17 protein-coding genes and 1 pseudogene are annotated in these 17,372 nt (G+C 51.8%); 15 read left to right on the forward strand and 3 right to left on the reverse strand.

What is annotated here, in order from left to right:
* Positions 1-50 precede the first annotated feature (50 nt).
* The 5 genes from ACZ5PT_RS05585 (at position 51) to ACZ5PT_RS05605 (ending at position 3,395) form a co-directional block, all read left to right on the forward strand.
* Positions 51-317, forward strand: coding sequence for a hypothetical protein (locus tag ACZ5PT_RS05585; protein WP_464265821.1), 267 nt, complete (start codon positions 51-53; stop codon positions 315-317).
* 101 nt (positions 318-418) lie between these two features.
* Positions 419-1,396 carry a cytochrome c3 family protein gene (locus ACZ5PT_RS05590; protein ID WP_464265822.1) on the forward strand — a complete coding sequence of 326 codons (978 nt, stop codon included), beginning with the start codon at positions 419-421 and terminating at the stop codon, positions 1,394-1,396.
* Between the two features lie 2 nt (positions 1,397-1,398).
* Positions 1,399-2,055, forward strand: coding sequence for a cytochrome b/b6 domain-containing protein (locus tag ACZ5PT_RS05595; protein WP_464265823.1), 657 nt, complete (start codon positions 1,399-1,401; stop codon positions 2,053-2,055).
* Between the two features lie 93 nt (positions 2,056-2,148).
* Complete coding sequence (locus tag ACZ5PT_RS05600; RefSeq protein ID WP_464265824.1) at positions 2,149-2,649, forward strand: hypothetical protein; 501 nt, start codon at positions 2,149-2,151, stop codon at positions 2,647-2,649.
* Positions 2,650-2,954: 305 nt separating this feature from the next.
* Entirely contained in the window at positions 2,955-3,395 is a 441-nt protein-coding gene (locus tag ACZ5PT_RS05605) for a hypothetical protein (protein WP_464265825.1), read from the forward strand.
* Positions 3,396-3,583: 188 nt separating this feature from the next.
* On the opposite strand, the gene ACZ5PT_RS05610 is transcribed toward ACZ5PT_RS05605, so the two are convergent.
* Together ACZ5PT_RS05610 and ACZ5PT_RS05615 are read right to left on the reverse strand one after the other, a co-directional pair.
* A complete protein-coding gene (locus ACZ5PT_RS05610; RefSeq protein WP_464265826.1) occupies positions 3,584-4,360 on the reverse strand; it encodes a sugar phosphate isomerase/epimerase family protein in 777 nt (258 codons plus the stop codon).
* A gap of 4 nt (positions 4,361-4,364) precedes the next feature.
* Complete coding sequence (locus ACZ5PT_RS05615; RefSeq protein WP_464265827.1) at positions 4,365-5,366, reverse strand: potassium channel family protein; 1,002 nt, start codon at positions 5,364-5,366, stop codon at positions 4,365-4,367.
* Positions 5,367-5,524: 158 nt separating this feature from the next.
* On the opposite strand from ACZ5PT_RS05615, the gene ACZ5PT_RS05620 reads away from it, so the two are divergent.
* Positions 5,525-6,235: a GntR family transcriptional regulator gene (locus tag ACZ5PT_RS05620; RefSeq protein ID WP_464265828.1), complete on the forward strand. Its 711-nt coding sequence runs from the start codon at positions 5,525-5,527 to the stop codon at positions 6,233-6,235.
* 102 nt (positions 6,236-6,337) lie between these two features.
* Here ACZ5PT_RS05620 and ACZ5PT_RS05625 read toward each other — a convergent pair whose 3' ends face one another.
* Positions 6,338-7,228: a complex I NDUFA9 subunit family protein gene (locus ACZ5PT_RS05625; protein ID WP_464265829.1), complete on the reverse strand. Its 891-nt coding sequence runs from the start codon at positions 7,226-7,228 to the stop codon at positions 6,338-6,340.
* Positions 7,229-7,518: 290 nt separating this feature from the next.
* Between ACZ5PT_RS05625 and ACZ5PT_RS05630 the strand changes: the two genes are divergently transcribed.
* The 9 genes and pseudogenes from ACZ5PT_RS05630 (at position 7,519) to ACZ5PT_RS05670 (ending at position 17,372) form a co-directional block, all read left to right on the forward strand.
* Positions 7,519-8,637 (forward strand): hydrogenase small subunit, encoded by a 1,119-nt coding sequence (locus tag ACZ5PT_RS05630; protein WP_464265830.1) that lies wholly within the window; start codon positions 7,519-7,521, stop codon positions 8,635-8,637.
* A gap of 3 nt (positions 8,638-8,640) precedes the next feature.
* Complete coding sequence (locus tag ACZ5PT_RS05635) at positions 8,641-10,353, forward strand: nickel-dependent hydrogenase large subunit (RefSeq protein WP_464265831.1); 1,713 nt, start codon at positions 8,641-8,643, stop codon at positions 10,351-10,353.
* A 19-nt stretch (positions 10,354-10,372) separates the two neighbouring features.
* A complete protein-coding gene (cybH, locus tag ACZ5PT_RS05640) occupies positions 10,373-11,035 on the forward strand; it encodes a Ni/Fe-hydrogenase, b-type cytochrome subunit (protein ID WP_464265832.1) in 663 nt (220 codons plus the stop codon).
* Positions 11,036-11,070: 35 nt separating this feature from the next.
* A pseudogene (locus ACZ5PT_RS05645) lies at positions 11,071-11,417 on the forward strand (hydrogenase maturation protease); the annotation flags it as partial.
* Between the two features lie 548 nt (positions 11,418-11,965).
* The gene (pckA, locus tag ACZ5PT_RS05650; protein WP_464265833.1) at positions 11,966-13,546 is read left to right on the forward strand and encodes a phosphoenolpyruvate carboxykinase (ATP); all 1,581 of its coding nucleotides are present in this window, start codon (positions 11,966-11,968) and stop codon (positions 13,544-13,546) included.
* 127 nt (positions 13,547-13,673) lie between these two features.
* Complete coding sequence (thiL, locus tag ACZ5PT_RS05655) at positions 13,674-14,654, forward strand: thiamine-phosphate kinase (protein WP_464265834.1); 981 nt, start codon at positions 13,674-13,676, stop codon at positions 14,652-14,654.
* Complete coding sequence (locus ACZ5PT_RS05660; RefSeq protein ID WP_464265835.1) at positions 14,638-15,582, forward strand: CheR family methyltransferase; 945 nt, start codon at positions 14,638-14,640, stop codon at positions 15,580-15,582. Before thiL ends, ACZ5PT_RS05660 begins: the two co-directional genes overlap by 17 nt.
* A 78-nt stretch (positions 15,583-15,660) precedes the next feature.
* Positions 15,661-16,944: a methyl-accepting chemotaxis protein gene (locus tag ACZ5PT_RS05665; RefSeq protein ID WP_464265836.1), complete on the forward strand. Its 1,284-nt coding sequence runs from the start codon at positions 15,661-15,663 to the stop codon at positions 16,942-16,944.
* Complete coding sequence (locus tag ACZ5PT_RS05670; protein WP_464265837.1) at positions 16,941-17,372, forward strand: chemotaxis protein CheW; 432 nt, start codon at positions 16,941-16,943, stop codon at positions 17,370-17,372. Before ACZ5PT_RS05665 ends, ACZ5PT_RS05670 begins: the two co-directional genes overlap by 4 nt.

Here is a 17,372-nt window from a genome sequence, read left to right on the forward strand (position 1 = left end):
TGTAGAAGTTATTAATTTGTAGCGATATTTATCAGGCGAGCGAGGCAAGAATGAAACAGGTAATTTTAAAATTAACGATTTTGGCACTCTATATCTCAACTTTGCTGATGGTGTTTACCCTCTCCGATCTGCTAGGTGGTTTTATCCTGCCGGTTGTACTGTTTGTTCTTGCCTATTGCGGCATCATTGTTCTGGCACATCTGATTTCGACATTGAATACTTTGTGTCATTGGTGTGTGGCGGCAAGTCGGGAAAGAAGGACGCAAAACTTCACCGCCCCCCCTGTTGCTTTTGAAACAGAAACTGAAGCCACCTGACCCTCATGCCAAAGGATAGGAAAATGAAAACTACGTATCAATCAAGATCAATGTGGCTTTGTCTTCTGCTGATAATGCTACTTCCTCTGGGCGTTTTCGCTATGGAGAGCGAAGATTGCCAGGGCTGTCACGGCGATATGGATACCGTTGGAGAAGAGCTGTTTATCAATGCCGACGAATATGACCATACGGCACATTCCGAAATGGGTTGCGCCTCTTGTCACCTGTCGGTCAGCGAAGATCATCCCGATGATGGTGAGGCGATCAGCAGAGCTGCTTGCCTGGACTGTCATGAAGAGGTCGAAGAAGAGTACATGGGCAGCGCCCATGCCGAAAATGCTGTTTGTGGTGACTGTCATAATCCGCACGGAGCTTATGGCTTGAACGAGGTTTCCGGACTCGACATGAACCAGCAGTGTGCCAATTGCCACGACGGTGCTGAAGTCGTGACCAGCCACACCGAGTGGTTGCCACAGGCTGATCTGCACATCGCGAAATTACCCTGTATCTCCTGTCACACTGCATCCGAAGATTACGTCATCATCCTCTATATGACACCACGGGAACGTGAACGCATTACATCCTTCGGTGCTTCTGGGTTCTCAAGTCATGAGGACGTCAAGGCCCTGGCCGGTGATAAAGAAATTCAGAACATAATCGACCTGAACAACGACGATTTTGTTTCCCTGGCTGAATTGCGGACCTTCAATCGTAATCCGGCCTATGCCTCGATGCGCCTGCAGGGAACATTTACACCGAAAGAGGCCAGTCACTCGGTAGAAACGCTTGACAACCGTTGGGATTGTAGCTTCTGTCACACTTCCGGTACCGAAAACATGCAAACCAGCTTTATTGCTCTGCCGAACAACGAAGGCACCTTTACCAGGATCGAAGTGGAACGCGGAGCGATTCTCAAGGCCCTCAACGGCACACCTGATTTTTACATGATGGGCACCACCCGCAGCGCTTCGTTGAATATCATCGGCCTGCTGATTATCTTCGGCGGCACCCTGATGCCGATCGGACACGGAACCCTGCGCTTCTTGACCCGTAAAAACCGACTTGGAAAAGGGGAATAATCATGGCTGATAAAAAAATGATCTATCTGCAACCGAAGCCCGTTCGTATCTGGCACTGGCTGAATGCCCTGGGGATCGTCACCCTGTGTGTCACCGGCGCGCAGATCCGCTTCCCCGAATATGTCAGCCTGTTCAGCGAGTATAAATCTGCGATCCTGCTGCACAACACCGCCGGGTTCGTGGTCGCTATCTCCTTCTCGATCTGGTTCTTCTACTATGCCTTCGTTGCTCGGAGCATGGGTAAGCTCTACGTACCGAAAGTAGATGATATCAAGGTTGGTCTGCTGCGCCAGACAAAGTTCTACTTCTTGACCTACTTCCTTGGTTGGGACAACCCTCACCACCCGACTCCGGATGACAAGTTTAACCCGCTGCAGAAATCGGCCTACCTGGCAATCATGTTTGTCCTCGTACCTTTGGTCAGCCTGTCCGGGATTCTGCTTACCAACGTAGATCCTCTGCGCGGCCTGATTATCATGATCGGCGGACTGAAAATTCTGATGGCCATGCACTTTTTGCTCGCATGTTCCCTGTGTGCCTTCCTCTTTACCCATATTTACCTGGCAACCTTGGGACACACTCCATTCGCTCACTTCAAGCCGATGTGGACCGGTTGGGAAGAAGAGGAAGATCATTCAGAATCGCATGCTACACATTGATTAACCTTAAGTCCGGGTGAACAATCACCCGGACTTTTGAACAACAGAATTAAGCAGAGCCTCTTATCCTTAAATGAAAGCATGGAGGTGATCATGATTGGACAGATCAAACAGGAGACGGAAATAAGTCGCCAAAGAGCATTGGGAAAAAAGCGGCAAAAGAAGGTTCAGGATCTTCTTGGTTTATCGCGCCGCAGTCTTTGGGAAATCCTGCTGTTTGTTCTGCTCAGTATCGGGGCGTTTTCCTTAAGGGAGTTCAACCTGCTTGGTTCTGTCTCCGAGAATGTCAGGGAGTTCCTCGGTTCTCCGCCGCCAGCGTATCTTGTTAGTATCGCCTTGGCAGCTTACTGCTTTTCGGTGTTAACCATTATCCTGACCCAGATGGCCAACGATGACGAGCCGACCCTTAAGTGGTCGCACCTCGGTTATCGGGCATTTTTTTATCTCTTTTATGCCCTTTCCGGGGCGTTGGTGAACCACTTCATGGCAGTTTTCTTTATCGGAATCTTTCTCTATGGGGTAGAGCAGGTTCATATCTGGACCTACTGCAACCGAGTTGCACATCAGGATAAGGAGCTTTTGGGCGAGCGTTAAGTTGAGCTCAAAGCTTCGTAAAAAGGGTCTATCCTTGGGAGAGGGGATGGACCCTTTTTTTATGCGGCAAACAAAAGATAAAGCCCTTCAGGTCTGTTCCATATTCTTCCTCAGCAAAGCCATTCAACCTGTCAACCAATACTGATATCCCTCGTTTGTTACTAATAGGTGCGCAAAAATTTCAGACGCAGATAAAGGAGGTGGGCAGTTTTACCTTGTGCAGTTGATTCGGCTTCTCCTTCCGTTGTTGTTGAGTCTTTGCGGAAGGTTTTTCAAACAGGAACAGGGAAGAAAAGGGGGACAAAATGAAGAAGAGTTTAAGTCTGACAATCTTGTTACTGGTTTGCGTAACAGCGCTGGTCTTCGCTCACCATCCGGCGGAAGATATGATTGATGAGGATCTTTATGCAGAAATTGACCTGATGCTTCAAGACACACCCCACGTCACGATAATTGATGATATGACGACTGAACTGACGACTGAGCTGACCTTCGTGACAGATGACACGGCAACTGCAGACGACCTGCTGGATGACGGTCTTTTGGATGATGTTTCGTTACTCGACGGTGATGTCACCGTGACGATCACCTTCCCCGATGAAGTGGAGGTTGCAGGGTCTTCGGTTTTGAAGAGTGTGGAAGAACTGTCGGGCGAAAAGAACGGACCATCTGCGAACTTTGATAAGAAATGGAGTGAGTGGGGAGGGCCGGTAAGAATACAGATTATGGTAATAAGAGAAGAATAAATCCCATCCTCGAATTGAAAACGTCGCCAGTAAATTGTTACTGGCGACGTTTTCAATTCGAGCCCGTATATTGCTGTAAATCCATGAGGCCATCGTGGTCCTCATCTCGTAAGAATGATGTTGCGAAGCATTAACCCAAATGAGAAAAGGAAAACCACGATGACGGATTCTGAGATTAATCCCCCAATTCAGACTTTGTGTATAATTCGATTCAAGTTTTTTAGTGATATTTCCAGGTCCTCAAGTTTATGTGCTTCGAGGGTCATGCTCGGGGCCGAAGGAAGCTTTTTTACCTGGTTGAAATACACGGGGAAGTTGATTTCGCCGCTATTAATTGGCAGGTGTTGATCGCTTTGGCCGTCATTGTCATGCAGGTGCAGGTGTTTTATCTGCGGCCCCAGCTGCTTGAACCAATGTTCTACACTCTGCTCGGCAAAAATATTCCAGTGGCCGACATCAAAACAGTGGCCGAATGATTCTGAGCCCAACTCAGCAAACAGTCGTTGGAAAATCTCAGGGGAACTTTCATAGATATTTTCGATGGTTATGACTATCCCCATGGTTTTGGCCTGCTCAATGTAATTCGGCCAGAAATCGAGACAGTTGTGCAGCCAGCTATCCACAACCTTAGGAGAGGCTTGATAGGGAATTCCCGGATGGAACACAATACAGCGGGCACTTAGCGCCTCTGCGAGTAGCAACGATTGCTGGCACATCCGGTGGGCTGTTTTACGCAGCCGTTTTTTTGTGCTGCCCGGGTTAAAGTCATTAAAGGGGGCGTGTACGGTTGTTGATAGCTGCGCCGCGGCAAGTTGTTCGGCGCAGCTTTTCATCAAACCCAAATCGAGCTGCTCGACGCTGACTTCCTGGCAGGCGACCTCTGGTTGCAGGCGGCGATTGAGCAAAAAAGGCATGCGGCCGGCAAGTAATTGTGCCGGCGTGTGAACGAAAAGACGATTGGTCATGATTTCACCTTGCACCGGAAGCGACCTTTTCAAGGTTTTTGATGGCCGGCGATTCTCCGAGGGAAATAAGGATATCTTCTGCACAGATGACGGTGCTTGGGTCAGGGTTGAATTTCATATGGGCATCTTTTTTGATGCCGACGATGATCAGACCGAAATCCTTGCGGATGTCCGAGGATATTAATGTTTTTCCAACAAGCCGGGATTGCGGAGAAACGAGGATCTCTTCGAGTTGCAGTTCAATGTTTTCCGTCCCGGTGGCGATATCGATAAAATCAACCACCGAGGGACGCAGGATCGCCTGGGCAATACGCGATGCGCCGATGGTATAGGGTGAAACCACTTTATTGGCGCCAGCACGCATCAGTTTGATTTTGGCCCCATCCTCGCTGGCGCGGGCGAGGATAAACAGGTCGGCATTGATGCCGCGAGCCGTCAGGGTAATAAAGACGTTGGCTGAGTCGGACGTGACGACGGTAATCAGTCCTTTGGCCTGGCGGATGCCGGCTCTTTCCAGCACATCATCGTGGGTTGCATCCCCATGAACGAATAGGTGGCCAGCATCTTCGATTTGCTCGCAGCGCTGCGGATCCTGCTCAACGACGATAAAAGGGAGCGGCTTGGCGGCAAATTCGCGACTGACCAGGTGACCAATGCGACCGTAACCGCAGATGATATAGTGGCCTTTGAGCTTACTGATTTTTTTCTGCAATTTTTTCCTCCCCAACAGCTTACGCAGCTGCCCTTCAACCATAAACTGAATCATTGAACCGATTGCGTAGGCAATGTTTCCGGTGCCGAAAACAATCAGAATAATGGTGAAAATTTTTCCTTCGTAGGAGAGCTCGTGAACCTCCTTGTAGCCGACGGTCGACAGGGTGATGATTGTCATGTAGAGCGATTCGAAGGCAGGCCAGCCTTCAATCAGGGCGTAACCGGCAGTACCGCCACCGATTAACATAACAAGGGTTGAGAGCGAAAACAGGACTTTGCGTAGAGGATCCATCCGTACTCCAGAAGTAAAGAGGGAACATGATAGCTATCCGGCGGGGAAAAAACAAGAAATCGAGACGAAAGAATCGAAAAGCTGCAATCCTTAGAAAAGGATTGACATGTACTGTATACTGTATACAATTTAAAAAATTATAAATAGGAGAAATTTCTGTGAAAAGCAAACCGATAGAACGACACCAGACGTTGCGGGAGAAAATTCTCGAAACGATCCGTGAGGCAATCCTCAAGGGGCACTTAAAGCCTGGGGAAAAAGTCGCCGAGCCGGAACTGGCTGAACGTTTTGGTATCAGTCGGACACCGATTCGCGAAGCTTTCCGGCAGTTGGAATCCGAAGGTTACCTGACCGTTATCCCGCGTAAGGGGGCTGTGGTTGCGGCATTGTCCGAACAGGATGTGCAGGAATACTATGCGATTAAAAGTATCCTGGAAGGTTACGCTGCTGAACTGGCCGCTGTCCGGCTTTCGGTCAAAGAGCTGACAAAGCTTGAAACGATCAATGTTCGCTTGGAGAAGTTGGCTGATGATGGCGATGTGAAGGCTTTTTACCGCGTTCACAACGAATTTCATGACCTGTTTCTCAAGGCGGCGGGTAACAGCAAGTTGTATGAGTTGATCCAGTCGCTCGGCATGAAGTTTAATCGTTTGCGGATGGCATCGCTTTCGGTTGAAGGACGGATGAAGATCTCGGTCGCAGAGCACGATAAGCTGCTTGATGCGTTCCGAAAGCATGATGGGATTCTGGCCGAGAGCCTGGTAAAAAAGACCGCCGCCATTGGCGGAAAACTACTCCTTGAAAGTATGACTCAGGCAGAAGGAGGTAATGGCAAGAAATCAATTTTGCAGCAACAGATTGACGTTTAACCCAACTTTGAATGTTCGCGACATGATCGCTTCTATATAGATGTATCAGCAAAGGCCTCTGGAGAAATTCAGAGGCCTTTGCTGTTTGCTGAGTAGTAAGGGCTAGTTGAGATATTCGGCAATGCCGCTGGCAAAATCTTGTAACTTCAAATCAAAAGCGTTGCGCCACGGGTCGGGATCACAGCAGTTTCCTTCGAGCAGCATTTGCAATTGATCACTGGTCATTGGGAATTGCGGAATCGATTGCAGCAGGGTCACGACCGGGTTCATCAGCAGCAGGGGGTGGTGTAGTTTGCAAGGCGGCGATTTTTTTCCTAGCGCGACGGCGATTAAGTCGAGCAGTTCATCGTAGCTGTAATCCTGTGGGCCACCGCAGTGGTAGGTCTGTCCGATGCTCTCCTTTTTTTCCAAGGCCCTGACGAATCCTTCGGCCACATTGATGACACTGACTGGTTGTATGCGGTACTTGCCATCCCCCATAACCGGAACCACCGGGAGGGCGCGGATCATTCCTGCCAGCATGTTGACGAACTGGTCTTGGGGGCCAAATATCAGCGATGGCCGGAAAATTGTCCAGTCCAGTCCCGATTGGCGAACCAGTTCCTCGGCCGCCCACTTGGTTTTGTGGTAGCTGGTTCTGGCATCGATACGGCTTCCATTGGCGCTCATCTGCAAAAAACGTGAAACGCCCTGTTCTTTTGCGGCCCGTAGTATGTTTCTGGTCGCATCGGTATGGAGGCGCGTAAAGGTGATGTTGTGGCGCGGACGCTCACGGATAATGCCGACCAGATTGATCACCGCATCGCAACCCTCCAGTAATCCCCGCAAGCTCTCTGGCTTGGTTGAGTCTCCGGTAACGGTTTCTATCTGCGGATAATTATTAAAGGATTTTTGATCCCTGCAGAGGGCACGAACGCCATGGCTGTTGTCCAGTAGGTGCTGCGCAATTACCCGTCCGACAAACCCGCTCACGCCAGTGAGAAAAACTTTCATCGCAACTCCTTTCAATCATGCAATATCGTCCTAAAATGTAAGGGTAAAACGCCATTTCTATTAACATGTTCTGTTTGCTAGTATTGAAAAGCGTCCAATAAATAACAGTTAACCGTTGTTTATGTCGTACATACTATGTGCCTAGATTTACTTGGCTTTACTTTTTTCGCTACAGAATAACACCGTTATGCTCCTGCGGTGGCTCGTCGTACCATTGTCGCATCACCACTGTTTACCATTTTAGCAGTTGTGCTGGAGAGGTGATAGTGGTGATCACGAAAGGAGGAGGTATGCAAGATTCAGAAGGCATGCTGCACGAGAGTGGCGTTGCGGAAAATATTTTAAAAAATTGGGAGAAGCGGGGGGGTAATCGCCGAGATTTTCTCAAATTCTGTTCGCTGATGACCGCGAGTCTGGCGTTGCCAGCGACCTTTGTCGGGCAGATTGCCGAGGCGATGGAGGCGGATAACCGCCCACCGGTTATCTGGATGGAGTTTCAAGGCTGCACCGGGGATTCGGAAGCCTTTTTGCGCTCCAATCAGCCGACGGCTGCCGAGGTGATTCTTGATTACCTGTCGATCGATTACCATGAGACCATTATGGCTGCGGCCGGTCACCAAGCTGAAGCAGCCAAGCATGCGACCATGGAAAAATATAAAGGCAAATATATCGCCATTGTCGAGGGCTCGATTCCGATGGCAGAAAATGGCGTCTATTGCACCATTGCGGGAGACTCGGCACTGAATATTGCCCGCAAGGTTTGTGGTAATGCCGCAGCAACGATTGCGGTCGGTTCCTGTTCCTCCTATGGTGGCCTGCCGGCCGCTGCGCCGAATCCTACCGGTGCGGCCTCGGTTTCAGAAGCCGTACCTGGTGCAACAGTTTTAAATATGCCCGGTTGCCCGCTCAATGCAGACAACCTGACGGCTGCTATTGTCCATTTACTGACCTTTGGCCGCTTGCCAGCGACCGATAATTTCGGCCGACCGAGGTTTGCTTACGGTAAGCGTATTCATGACAATTGTGAGCGCCGCAGTCACTTTGATGCCGGCCAGTATGCCGAAAAGTTCGGTGATGCTGGCCATCGCCAGGGCTGGTGTCTGTACAAGCTTGGCTGCAAGGGGCCGGAAACTTTTCATAATTGTCCGACGATTCGTTACAACGAGGGAAGCAGTTGGCCGATTCAGGCCGGACACGGTTGCCTCGGTTGCAGTGAACCGCAGTTCTGGGACAGCATGACCCCCTTCTATCGGCGCCTGCCACAGGTGCCCGGCTTTGGTGTTGAAGCCACGGCAGATAAAATCGGCCTCGGTCTGGCTGCTGCCACGGCGGTTGCTTTTGGTGCTCATGGTGTCGCGAGTGCCCTGCGCAAAGGTGATGGTGAGACACCGGAAGAGAAGGAGGACTAGACAATGGCCAGAAAAATAGCAGTCGATCCGATCACCCGGATTGAGGGACATCTGCGGATTGAAGCGCAGATCGAGGCGGGTAAAATTCAGAACGCCTGGAGTTCTTCGACCGCCTTTCGTGGCATCGAAACGATCCTCAAGGGGCGCGATCCACGTGATGCCCATCACTTTACGCAACGCTTTTGCGGGGTTTGCACTACGGTCCATTCGATGGCCAGCATCCGCGCGGTTGAAGATGCCTTGAAGATTCAGATTCCTGACAATGCCCGCTTGATTCGCAATATCATCATGGGGATTCAAAATGTTCAGGATCATGTGATCCATTTCTATCATCTGCACGCCCTAGACTGGGTCGATATTGTCAGCGCCCTGTCGGCCGATCCCAAAAAGACCGCCGCTCTGGCACAGTCGGTCTCCAACTGGCCGATGTCCAGCGCAACCTATTTTAAAGGGGTGCAGGATCGGGTCAAAGCGTTTGTCGGCACCGGTCGTCTCGGTCCCTTCGGCAACGCCTACTGGGGGCATAGCGCCTACAAGCTGCCAGCCGAAGCGAATCTGATGGAGGTGGCTCACTACCTGGAAGCCCTCGAGTGGCAGAAAGACGTCATCAAGATTCACGCCATTCTCGGCTCGAAAAACCCGCACCCGCAGACCTTTCTGGTCGGTGGCATGTCGATCCCGGTTGATCCGGACAGCCAGAATGCCATCAACGCCGATAAAATTGCCCTGATCGGCAAGTTGTTGAAGAAGGCGCGTATCTTTGTCGAACAAGTCTATATCCCGGATTTGCTGGCCGTGGCGTCTTTCTATAAGGACTGGGCCGGAATCGGTGAAGGGGTTGGTAATTATCTCAGCTATGGCGATTTCCCGATGGATAACGACGGTGGGATCGACAACCTCTACTTCCCGCGCGGCATTATCATGAGCAAGGACCTTTCTAACCTGATGGAGGTGGATGAGCGCAAGATCACCGAAGAGGTGACCCACAGTTGGTATGAATACAGCAGCGGCGGCGATGCCGGCCGTCATCCCTATGATGGAGAAACCACCCCGAAGTACACCGGGCCGCAACCACCCTATGATTTTCTTGATACCGAAGGGAAATACAGCTGGGTCAAGTCGCCGCGCTACAACGGTGAGCCGATGGAGGTTGGGCCGTTGGCGCGGGTGCTGGTCGCTTATGTCGCGGGCAACCCCGATGCCAGGGGCGCCGTCGACTTTGTGTTGAAGACCCTCGGGGTTGGGGCGACTGCGCTCTTTTCGACACTGGGCCGTACCGCAGCTCGCGGGGTCGATTGTCTGATGCTGGCGCAAAAGACCGAGCTGTGGCTGCAACAACTGGCCGACAATATGGGGCGTGGGATCCTCGAAGTCCACAACAGTGAAAAATGGGAACCTGCGACCTGGCCGAAAGAGGCCCAGGGGTTTGGTTATCACGAAGCGCCGCGCGGGGCGTTGGGGCACTGGATTCGGATTGAGAATGGCGCGATCAAAAATTATCAGGCGGTGGTGCCGTCGACCTGGAATGCCGGGCCGCGCGATGCCTCCGGAAAGCTGGGTCCTTACGAGTCAGCGCTGATCGGGACGCCGATCGCTGACGAGCTGCAGCCGCTGGAGATTCTGCGCACCATTCATTCCTTCGACCCCTGTCTGGCTTGCGCGGTCCATCTGCTTGACGGACGGGGTAACGAAATAATCAAGGTCAAGGCTCTTTAGCTTGGAAGGAGGACGTACCATGAGCACGCTCGAAATACGTTACGTCTGGGAGTGGCCGGTGCGCTTGACCCACTGGATCAATGTCATATCGATTTTGGTTCTTTCGGTTACCGGGTTTTACATCGGCAGCCCCTTTATTGCGGTCCCGAACCCCGAAGCCTATGTGATGGGCTGGATGCGTTACCTGCATTTTGTTTTTGGCTACATGTTCGCCATTTCCATTGTGGTCAGAATCCTCTGGATGTTTTTCGGCAATCAGTACGCCCGCTTCAAGGCCTTTGCTCCCTGGGCCTCCGCCGAAGGCTGGAAAAATATGCTCGGTACCTTTGGCTATTACACCTTTGTCAAAAGAAAGCCCCCGTTCTGCGTTGGTCATAACGCCTTGGCGGTGGTGGCATACTCGGGGGTTTTTGTCCTGTTTGTTGTTCAAATACTGTCCGGATTGGCACTTTATGGGCAGTTTTCGCCGGGGGGCTTTTGGGACAGCACCCTCGGATCGTTACTGGTATTATTCGGCAGCCAAGGCTTGCGCCTGACCCATCACCTGATCATGTGGTTGTTGATCGGTTTTGCCATCCAGCATGTCTACAGTAGCTGGATGATGGAAATCAAAGAGAAGAACGGCACCATGGCTTCTATCTTCAGTGGTTACAAATTTATCGACACGGATGAGGAGTGCTGATGTCGGTATTGGTGTTGGGACTTGGAAATTTGGTCATGACCGATGAAGCGCTCGGTAGCCGGACCATTCTGGAATTGGAAAGGCGTTACCAGTTTCCGCCACAGGTCAGCCTGGTTGATGGCGGGACTCTCGGCCTCGATCTGTTGCCACGCTTGGAGGGGATCGAAAAGCTGCTGGTGATCGATGCGTTGCAGATGGGGGCAGAGCCGGGAGAGGTTTCCGCCTGCAGGGAGCAGAGGTTCCGCGCGCCTTTGCCAACAAGCTTTCGGTTCACCAGATGGGCTTGCAGGATCTGTTGGCGGTGGCAGAATTACAGGGGCACCTTCCGCCCCAGCTGGTTGTCTGGGGTGCCCAGTCCGGTTCGATAGAAATGGGGCTGGAGATGACAGTGGCGGTGACTGCTGCCATGGAACGAGTGATCGTCGCGGTGGTTGAAGAGTTGTGCCGCTGGGGGGAAGTTCCAGCCCTGGTTGCTTGAACGGCAGGAAAAAGGGAAACGATAAAAGCAAGAGCAATCCTCGGGAGGCTCTTGCTTTTTTTTTAGGGGGTGCTAAAAGGAATAGCTTGGTTCGGACTTTTCGTGGATATCGCGCGTGGCGAATGCTTTGTATGTACGCGAGCAGGAGACCGCGCGGCGAAAAAACAACCAGCGAGGAAATTCCGTACAAAAAGACCGCTAATTTTTTTAGTTAAACTAAAAAAAGAGCGGTTTTAGAGGGAAATTTTCTCTTAGCTGAAAATCTGTCTGGTGCCACAAAAAAAGCAAATTTAGCCAATAAACTGAGTATTTGGGCTTGTCAGCACCGCTTAAATTGAGCTATAGTCCGGCCGGTTGATCGGCCGGTTAATTTAGGAGGTGACCCCTCCGAATTAGCGGCAGGCTAAAAATAACAGAATCTGAGCGAAGAAGCATCTCCCAGGGAGGAATTGATGAGTGAGCTGACGGCAGACGTGCTGGGTCTCAAAAGTGTGGGTAAGGTTTATCGCAACCTCAGCTATGAGGAATTGTTTTCCCATGAAAACGACAACGCTGAGGGTAAGGTTTCGGCCAACGGGACCATGATGGTCGACACCGGAAAATTTACCGGCCGTTCCCCGAAGGACAAGTACTTTGTCAAGCAGTCCCCCTCTCAGGAGAATATAGCTTGGGGCAACATCAATAAGCCGGTCTCAGCAGAAATCTTTGACGAGCTTTACGCTGACGTCATCGACTATCTGTCCGGTAAGGATGTTTATGTCACCGACGGTTATTGCGGTGCCAACCCAGATACCCGCAAGGATGTCCGTTTTATCACGGAGATCGCCTGGCAATCTCATTTTGTCAAAAACATGTTTATCCGTCCGGATGCCGCCGACCTGCCGAACTTCGCTCCTGGCTTCCGCGTCTATAACGCCGCCGGTATGACTAATCCGAAGTGGCAGGAACATGGCCTGAATTCAGAAGTCTTTGTCGTTTTTAACGTCGAAAAAAATATCGCTATTATTGGCGGTACCTGGTACGGCGGTGAGATGAAAAAAGGCATCTTCACCATGATGAACTACTGGCTGCCGCTGGAGAATATTCTCTCTATGCATTGTTCGGCCAACGTCGGTAAGGACGGCGATGTCTGCCTTTTCTTCGGCCTCTCCGGAACCGGCAAAACCACCCTCTCAACCGACGCCGCGCGTAAGCTGATCGGTGACGACGAGCATGGTTGGGATGCTGACGGCATATTTAACTTCGAGGGTGGTTGCTACGCTAAAACCATCGATCTGTCTGCCGACAGTGAGCCGGAAATTTTTGGTGCCATCAAGTGCAATGCGCTGCTGGAAAATGTCGTCGCTGATGACGCTGGCAACATCGATTACACCGATGGTTCCAAGACTGAAAATACCCGGGTGTCCTACCCGATTGAGCATATCGACAATCACGAGCCGACCCTCAAGGCCGGCCAGCCGCAGAACATCATCTTCCTGACCTGTGATGCCTTTGGTGTTTTACCGCCGGTTTCCAAGCTGTCCAAAGAGGAGGCGATGTACTACTTCCTTTCTGGCTACACTGCCAAGGTCGCAGGGACCGAGCGTGGTATCACCGAGCCGCAGGCGACCTTTTCGGCCTGTTTCGGCGAGGCCTTTTTGCCACTGCACCCGACCGCCTATGCGAAGCTGCTCGGCGAGAAAATGGAAAAGCATGGCGTCAACGCTTATCTGGTCAATACCGGCTGGGCCGGTGGAGGCTACGGGGTTGGCAAGCGGATGAGCATCAAGGCAACTCGCGCCTGCATCAATGCAATCCTCGATGGCAGTATCAATAATGTTGAGTTTGAGAGGACCCGTTTTTTCAAGCTGAATATTCCTAAGGAACTGTCTGGGGTTGAAACGTCCCTGCTCAATCCGCGCAATGCTTGGCCGGACAAGGACAGCTTCGATCAGACCGCCAATAAATTGGCCGGGATGTTCGTCAACAACTTCAAAAAATACATCACTGACAATGATGATTTTGACTTCACGCAGGCTGGTCCACAGATCTAACTGCAGCGGTTTTAGCGTTATCAGGCGACCAGCATATGCTGGTCGCCTTTTTTTTGGCCTAGACTTGACAGATCGTGAAAGAAAAATAATAATTAAAGACTAAAAATTAAATGTGAGTATAATTCTGATGATGACAGAAAAGTTGAAAGATATAGGGGAATTCGGCCTGATCCGCAAGATTCAACAACGGGCCGGAGTGGCTGAGCATCTGGTTTTGGGGATTGGCGACGATTGTGCCATCCAGCGCCAGGACTCAGGGCAGGAACTGTTGACCAGTACCGATCTGTTGATCGAGGGTGTCCATTTTGATCGCCGCTGGACCAGTATGGAGCAGCTCGGGCGCAAATCGGTTGCCGTTAATATCAGTGATATTGCCGCGATGGGCGGTTTACCGAAAAGCTTGTTACTTGGCGTTGCCTGTCCGTCGTCCATTTCTGTTGCCGAACTGGAACAGTTTACCAGCGGATTTTTGGCTGAAGCAAAAAATTACGGCGCGGTTTTAGCTGGTGGTGATACCTGTGCTTCTTCTGGACCGCTGATGATTTCAGTCACCGTTCAGGGCGAGGTTGCGGCGGGTCAAGCGATCCGGCGTGATGGCGCCCAGCTCGGCGATGCCATCTATGTTTCGGGCAGCTTGGGAGACAGCGCGTTGGCCTTGACATTGTTGCAACGCGACAAAGAAGCTGATCCGCTGCTGTTGCAGCGCCACCATACCCCGGAAGCGCGGGTCGGCCTTGGGCTGCGACTGTCCAAACAGCAATTGGCGACCGCCATGCTTGATGTCTCAGATGGTATTTTATCTGATTTGCAACATATTCTCGATGCCTCTGGCGTCGGGGCGGAGCTGCAATTGTCAGCCATTCCTCTTTCTACGCCGTTTCGCAAAGGCCTGCAAGAGGACGCGACGCTGATCGATCTAGCGCTGGGCGGGGGAGAGGACTACGAACTGCTGTTTACCTCATCTGATCATACTTTGGCGAACATCACCGAATTTTCCCCATTAGTGTCGAAAATCGGCAGTATCTGTCAGGAAAAATGGCTCCGTATCCGCTGTAGTGATAACAGCCTTTACCAATGTTCCCGAGGTGGTTTTGATCATTTCTCCTGAAGAGAAGAGCGCGCGTGCCAACGCCCCTGAGCAGCCGTCTGAAGAGTTTCCAGCGATCCCTTTTGTCGGCGGCGATATTCCTGAACCGGTCTATCAGCAGATTAGCGAAATTCTCTTCCGCCAGCAGAAGTTTTCCCTTGATGGCTACAAGGACCTTTGTATCAAGCGGCGTATCGCAGCGCGGATTAGGGCGGTCGGAATGCATGATCCTGAGCCCTATGTTGAACTGTTGGCGGACAATGCCGCTGAACAGAAAAAATTACTCGCCGCTCTCAGCATCCATGTTTCCCATTTTTTCCGTAATCCTTCGACCTTTGCGGTTTTAGAAGAGACGGTTTTACCCGAATTGTTGCAACGCTCCAGAGAAACCCGCAGCAAACTGAGGATCTGGAGCGTCGGTTGTTCCAACGGTGAAGAGCCCTACTCATTGGCGCTGCTCTGCCAGCAGCTGTTGCGGGCTGACGATCTGTTTTCGATTATCGGCACCGATTTAAGCCCCGATGCCCTGCAGCGCGCCAAACGGGGCTGCTACGCCCTCAGTCGACTGGGCGAGGTTCCGGCAGCTATTCTCGAGGAGCATTTTTCCCGGCAGGACGAGCAGTATCATCTGACCGAGCGGATCAAGCAGACGGTACGCTTTTTTCGCCACGATATTTTAAGTGATCAGCCTTTCTATCGTGCGGATCTGATTCTGTGCCGAAATGTGCTGATCTATTTTTCCCGTGAGCAGCAACAACGAATTCTACAGATTCTCGCCGCCGCGTTGCCGCCGGGAGGATTTCTGGTCTTGGGGCGCGCCGAAACGCTGGTTGCCTGCTGCCGGAAACTTTTCCGTTGCATCGATCCTGCTGAACGGGTCTACCAGCGGTTGGAGGTTGACGAGCAATTGCTGCCAACAACCTTTGTCCAGCGGTTGCAGGACTTTTAGATATACTCATAAAACTGGACCAGACCCTGCTCGAGAGCATTTAAATGGATCAGGCTGTCGCCCTGAAGGAGATGAATAATGCGTGTTGAGATCAGCTATAAGTTTGTCATCGGGTTTATTGTCGTGGTGGCATCGGTGGTGTTGTTGAACATCCTGGTGCCGCAGATGCAAATTCCCGAGTGGACCCATCAATGGATCACGATTATCGGTGCTCTGCTGGTTGGCCTGATTTTCGGTTGGTTTTTTTCCAAGGCCTTTACCGCCAATATTGGGATTCTGACCGAAGGCGCAGAGCGCTTGAGTGATGGCGATCTCAGTCGCAAGTTGCGTTTGCGCAAAGTCCTGTTCTCCGATGAAACCGAGGATCTCTCCACCTCGCTGAATCTGGTGGTTGACAGCCTGCGGAATCTGGTCGGACAGATCCGTAACAGCTCGGTCAACGTCAATGAATCCTCGCTGGCCCTGGCGGCGACCGCAGAAGAGATGACCGCGACCTCGCACGAGGTGGCCGGATCGATCGAACAGATCAGCCGCGGTGCCGAAACCCAGGCTGAGATGGTCGAGCGGGTCTCGAAGGTTATCAAGGAGATGGCAACTGAGCTTGAGTTGATTACTTCCTCCGCCGGTAACCTCTCCTCTTCGGCGGAAGAGACCACCATGACGGCCCGGCAGGGGGAAAAGATGGCGATTACCGCGCTGGACAACATGAAGCGGGTGCTGGCGCAGGTGGGAGAGAATGGTCAGTTGATCGTATCTTTTAGTGAACAGGTGCAGAAAATCGGCTCAATTACCGATGTCATCACCAATATTGCGCAGAAAACCAACCTGTTGGCCCTTAACGCAACCATCGAAGCGGCGCGTGCCGGTGAGTACGGTCACGGTTTTGCCGTGGTTGCCGAGGAGGTCAGCAAGCTGGCCGACAGCACCAGCGAATCGGCCGGTGAAATTACCCGCCTGATTGAAGCAACTCGTGAACAGAGTCAGAAGGTACACTTGTCAATGGCTGATAGTGTCAAGTCGATCGATGCCGGCCGGGAGGCGGTCGATATCGCCAGCAATTCTTTTACCGCGATCATCGATAAGGCCGAGACGGCGCAGATCAAGGCCGCTGAAATTACCGAGCTGACCGGGAAGCAGAATGTCGGCGCCCTGTCGATTGTTGAGGCGATCGAAGCAATTGCCCGTGTCGCGGAAGATAATGCCGCCTCGACCGAAGAGGTTTCGGCCGCAACGGAAGAGCAGTCGGCTTCGATGGAGGAAATGACCTTCGCTTCGCAGCGCCTGTCAAAATTGGCCGATGAATTGCTGACCTCGGTCAGTCGCTTCAATCTCGGTGCAGATCAGGCGACAGGGCCGCAATGAGCCAGTTGCTGCCTTTTAATCTCGGCGCTGAAATTTACGCCCTGGAACTGACCGATGTTCAGGAGGTGGTGGAGAATCAGACCGTCCACGCTTTGCCCGGGGGCCCTGATGCCTTTGTCGGGGCGATCAGTTTTCACGGGCGGATAGTGCCGGCAGTCGATTTGCCCCAGTTGCTCGGCTTTCCCGAAAGCACGCGTTTCGGGCGCATGATCGTCATGACCGATGAGCATGGGCCGATAGCGTTGATGGTTGATAAAATGCAGCGGGTTATCAGTATTGATCTGGCTCATAGCACCTTATCGCAGAGTGATTCCGAAGAAGATTGTATCCGTGGCGTTCTTAATCGGGATGGCGAGATGATTAGTCTGCTTGATTTAGATCAGCTGCACCGGGTGCTTGAACACTTATGTACTGACAGTGGAGGCTGA

The organism is Desulfuromusa ferrireducens (assembly GCF_055389805.1).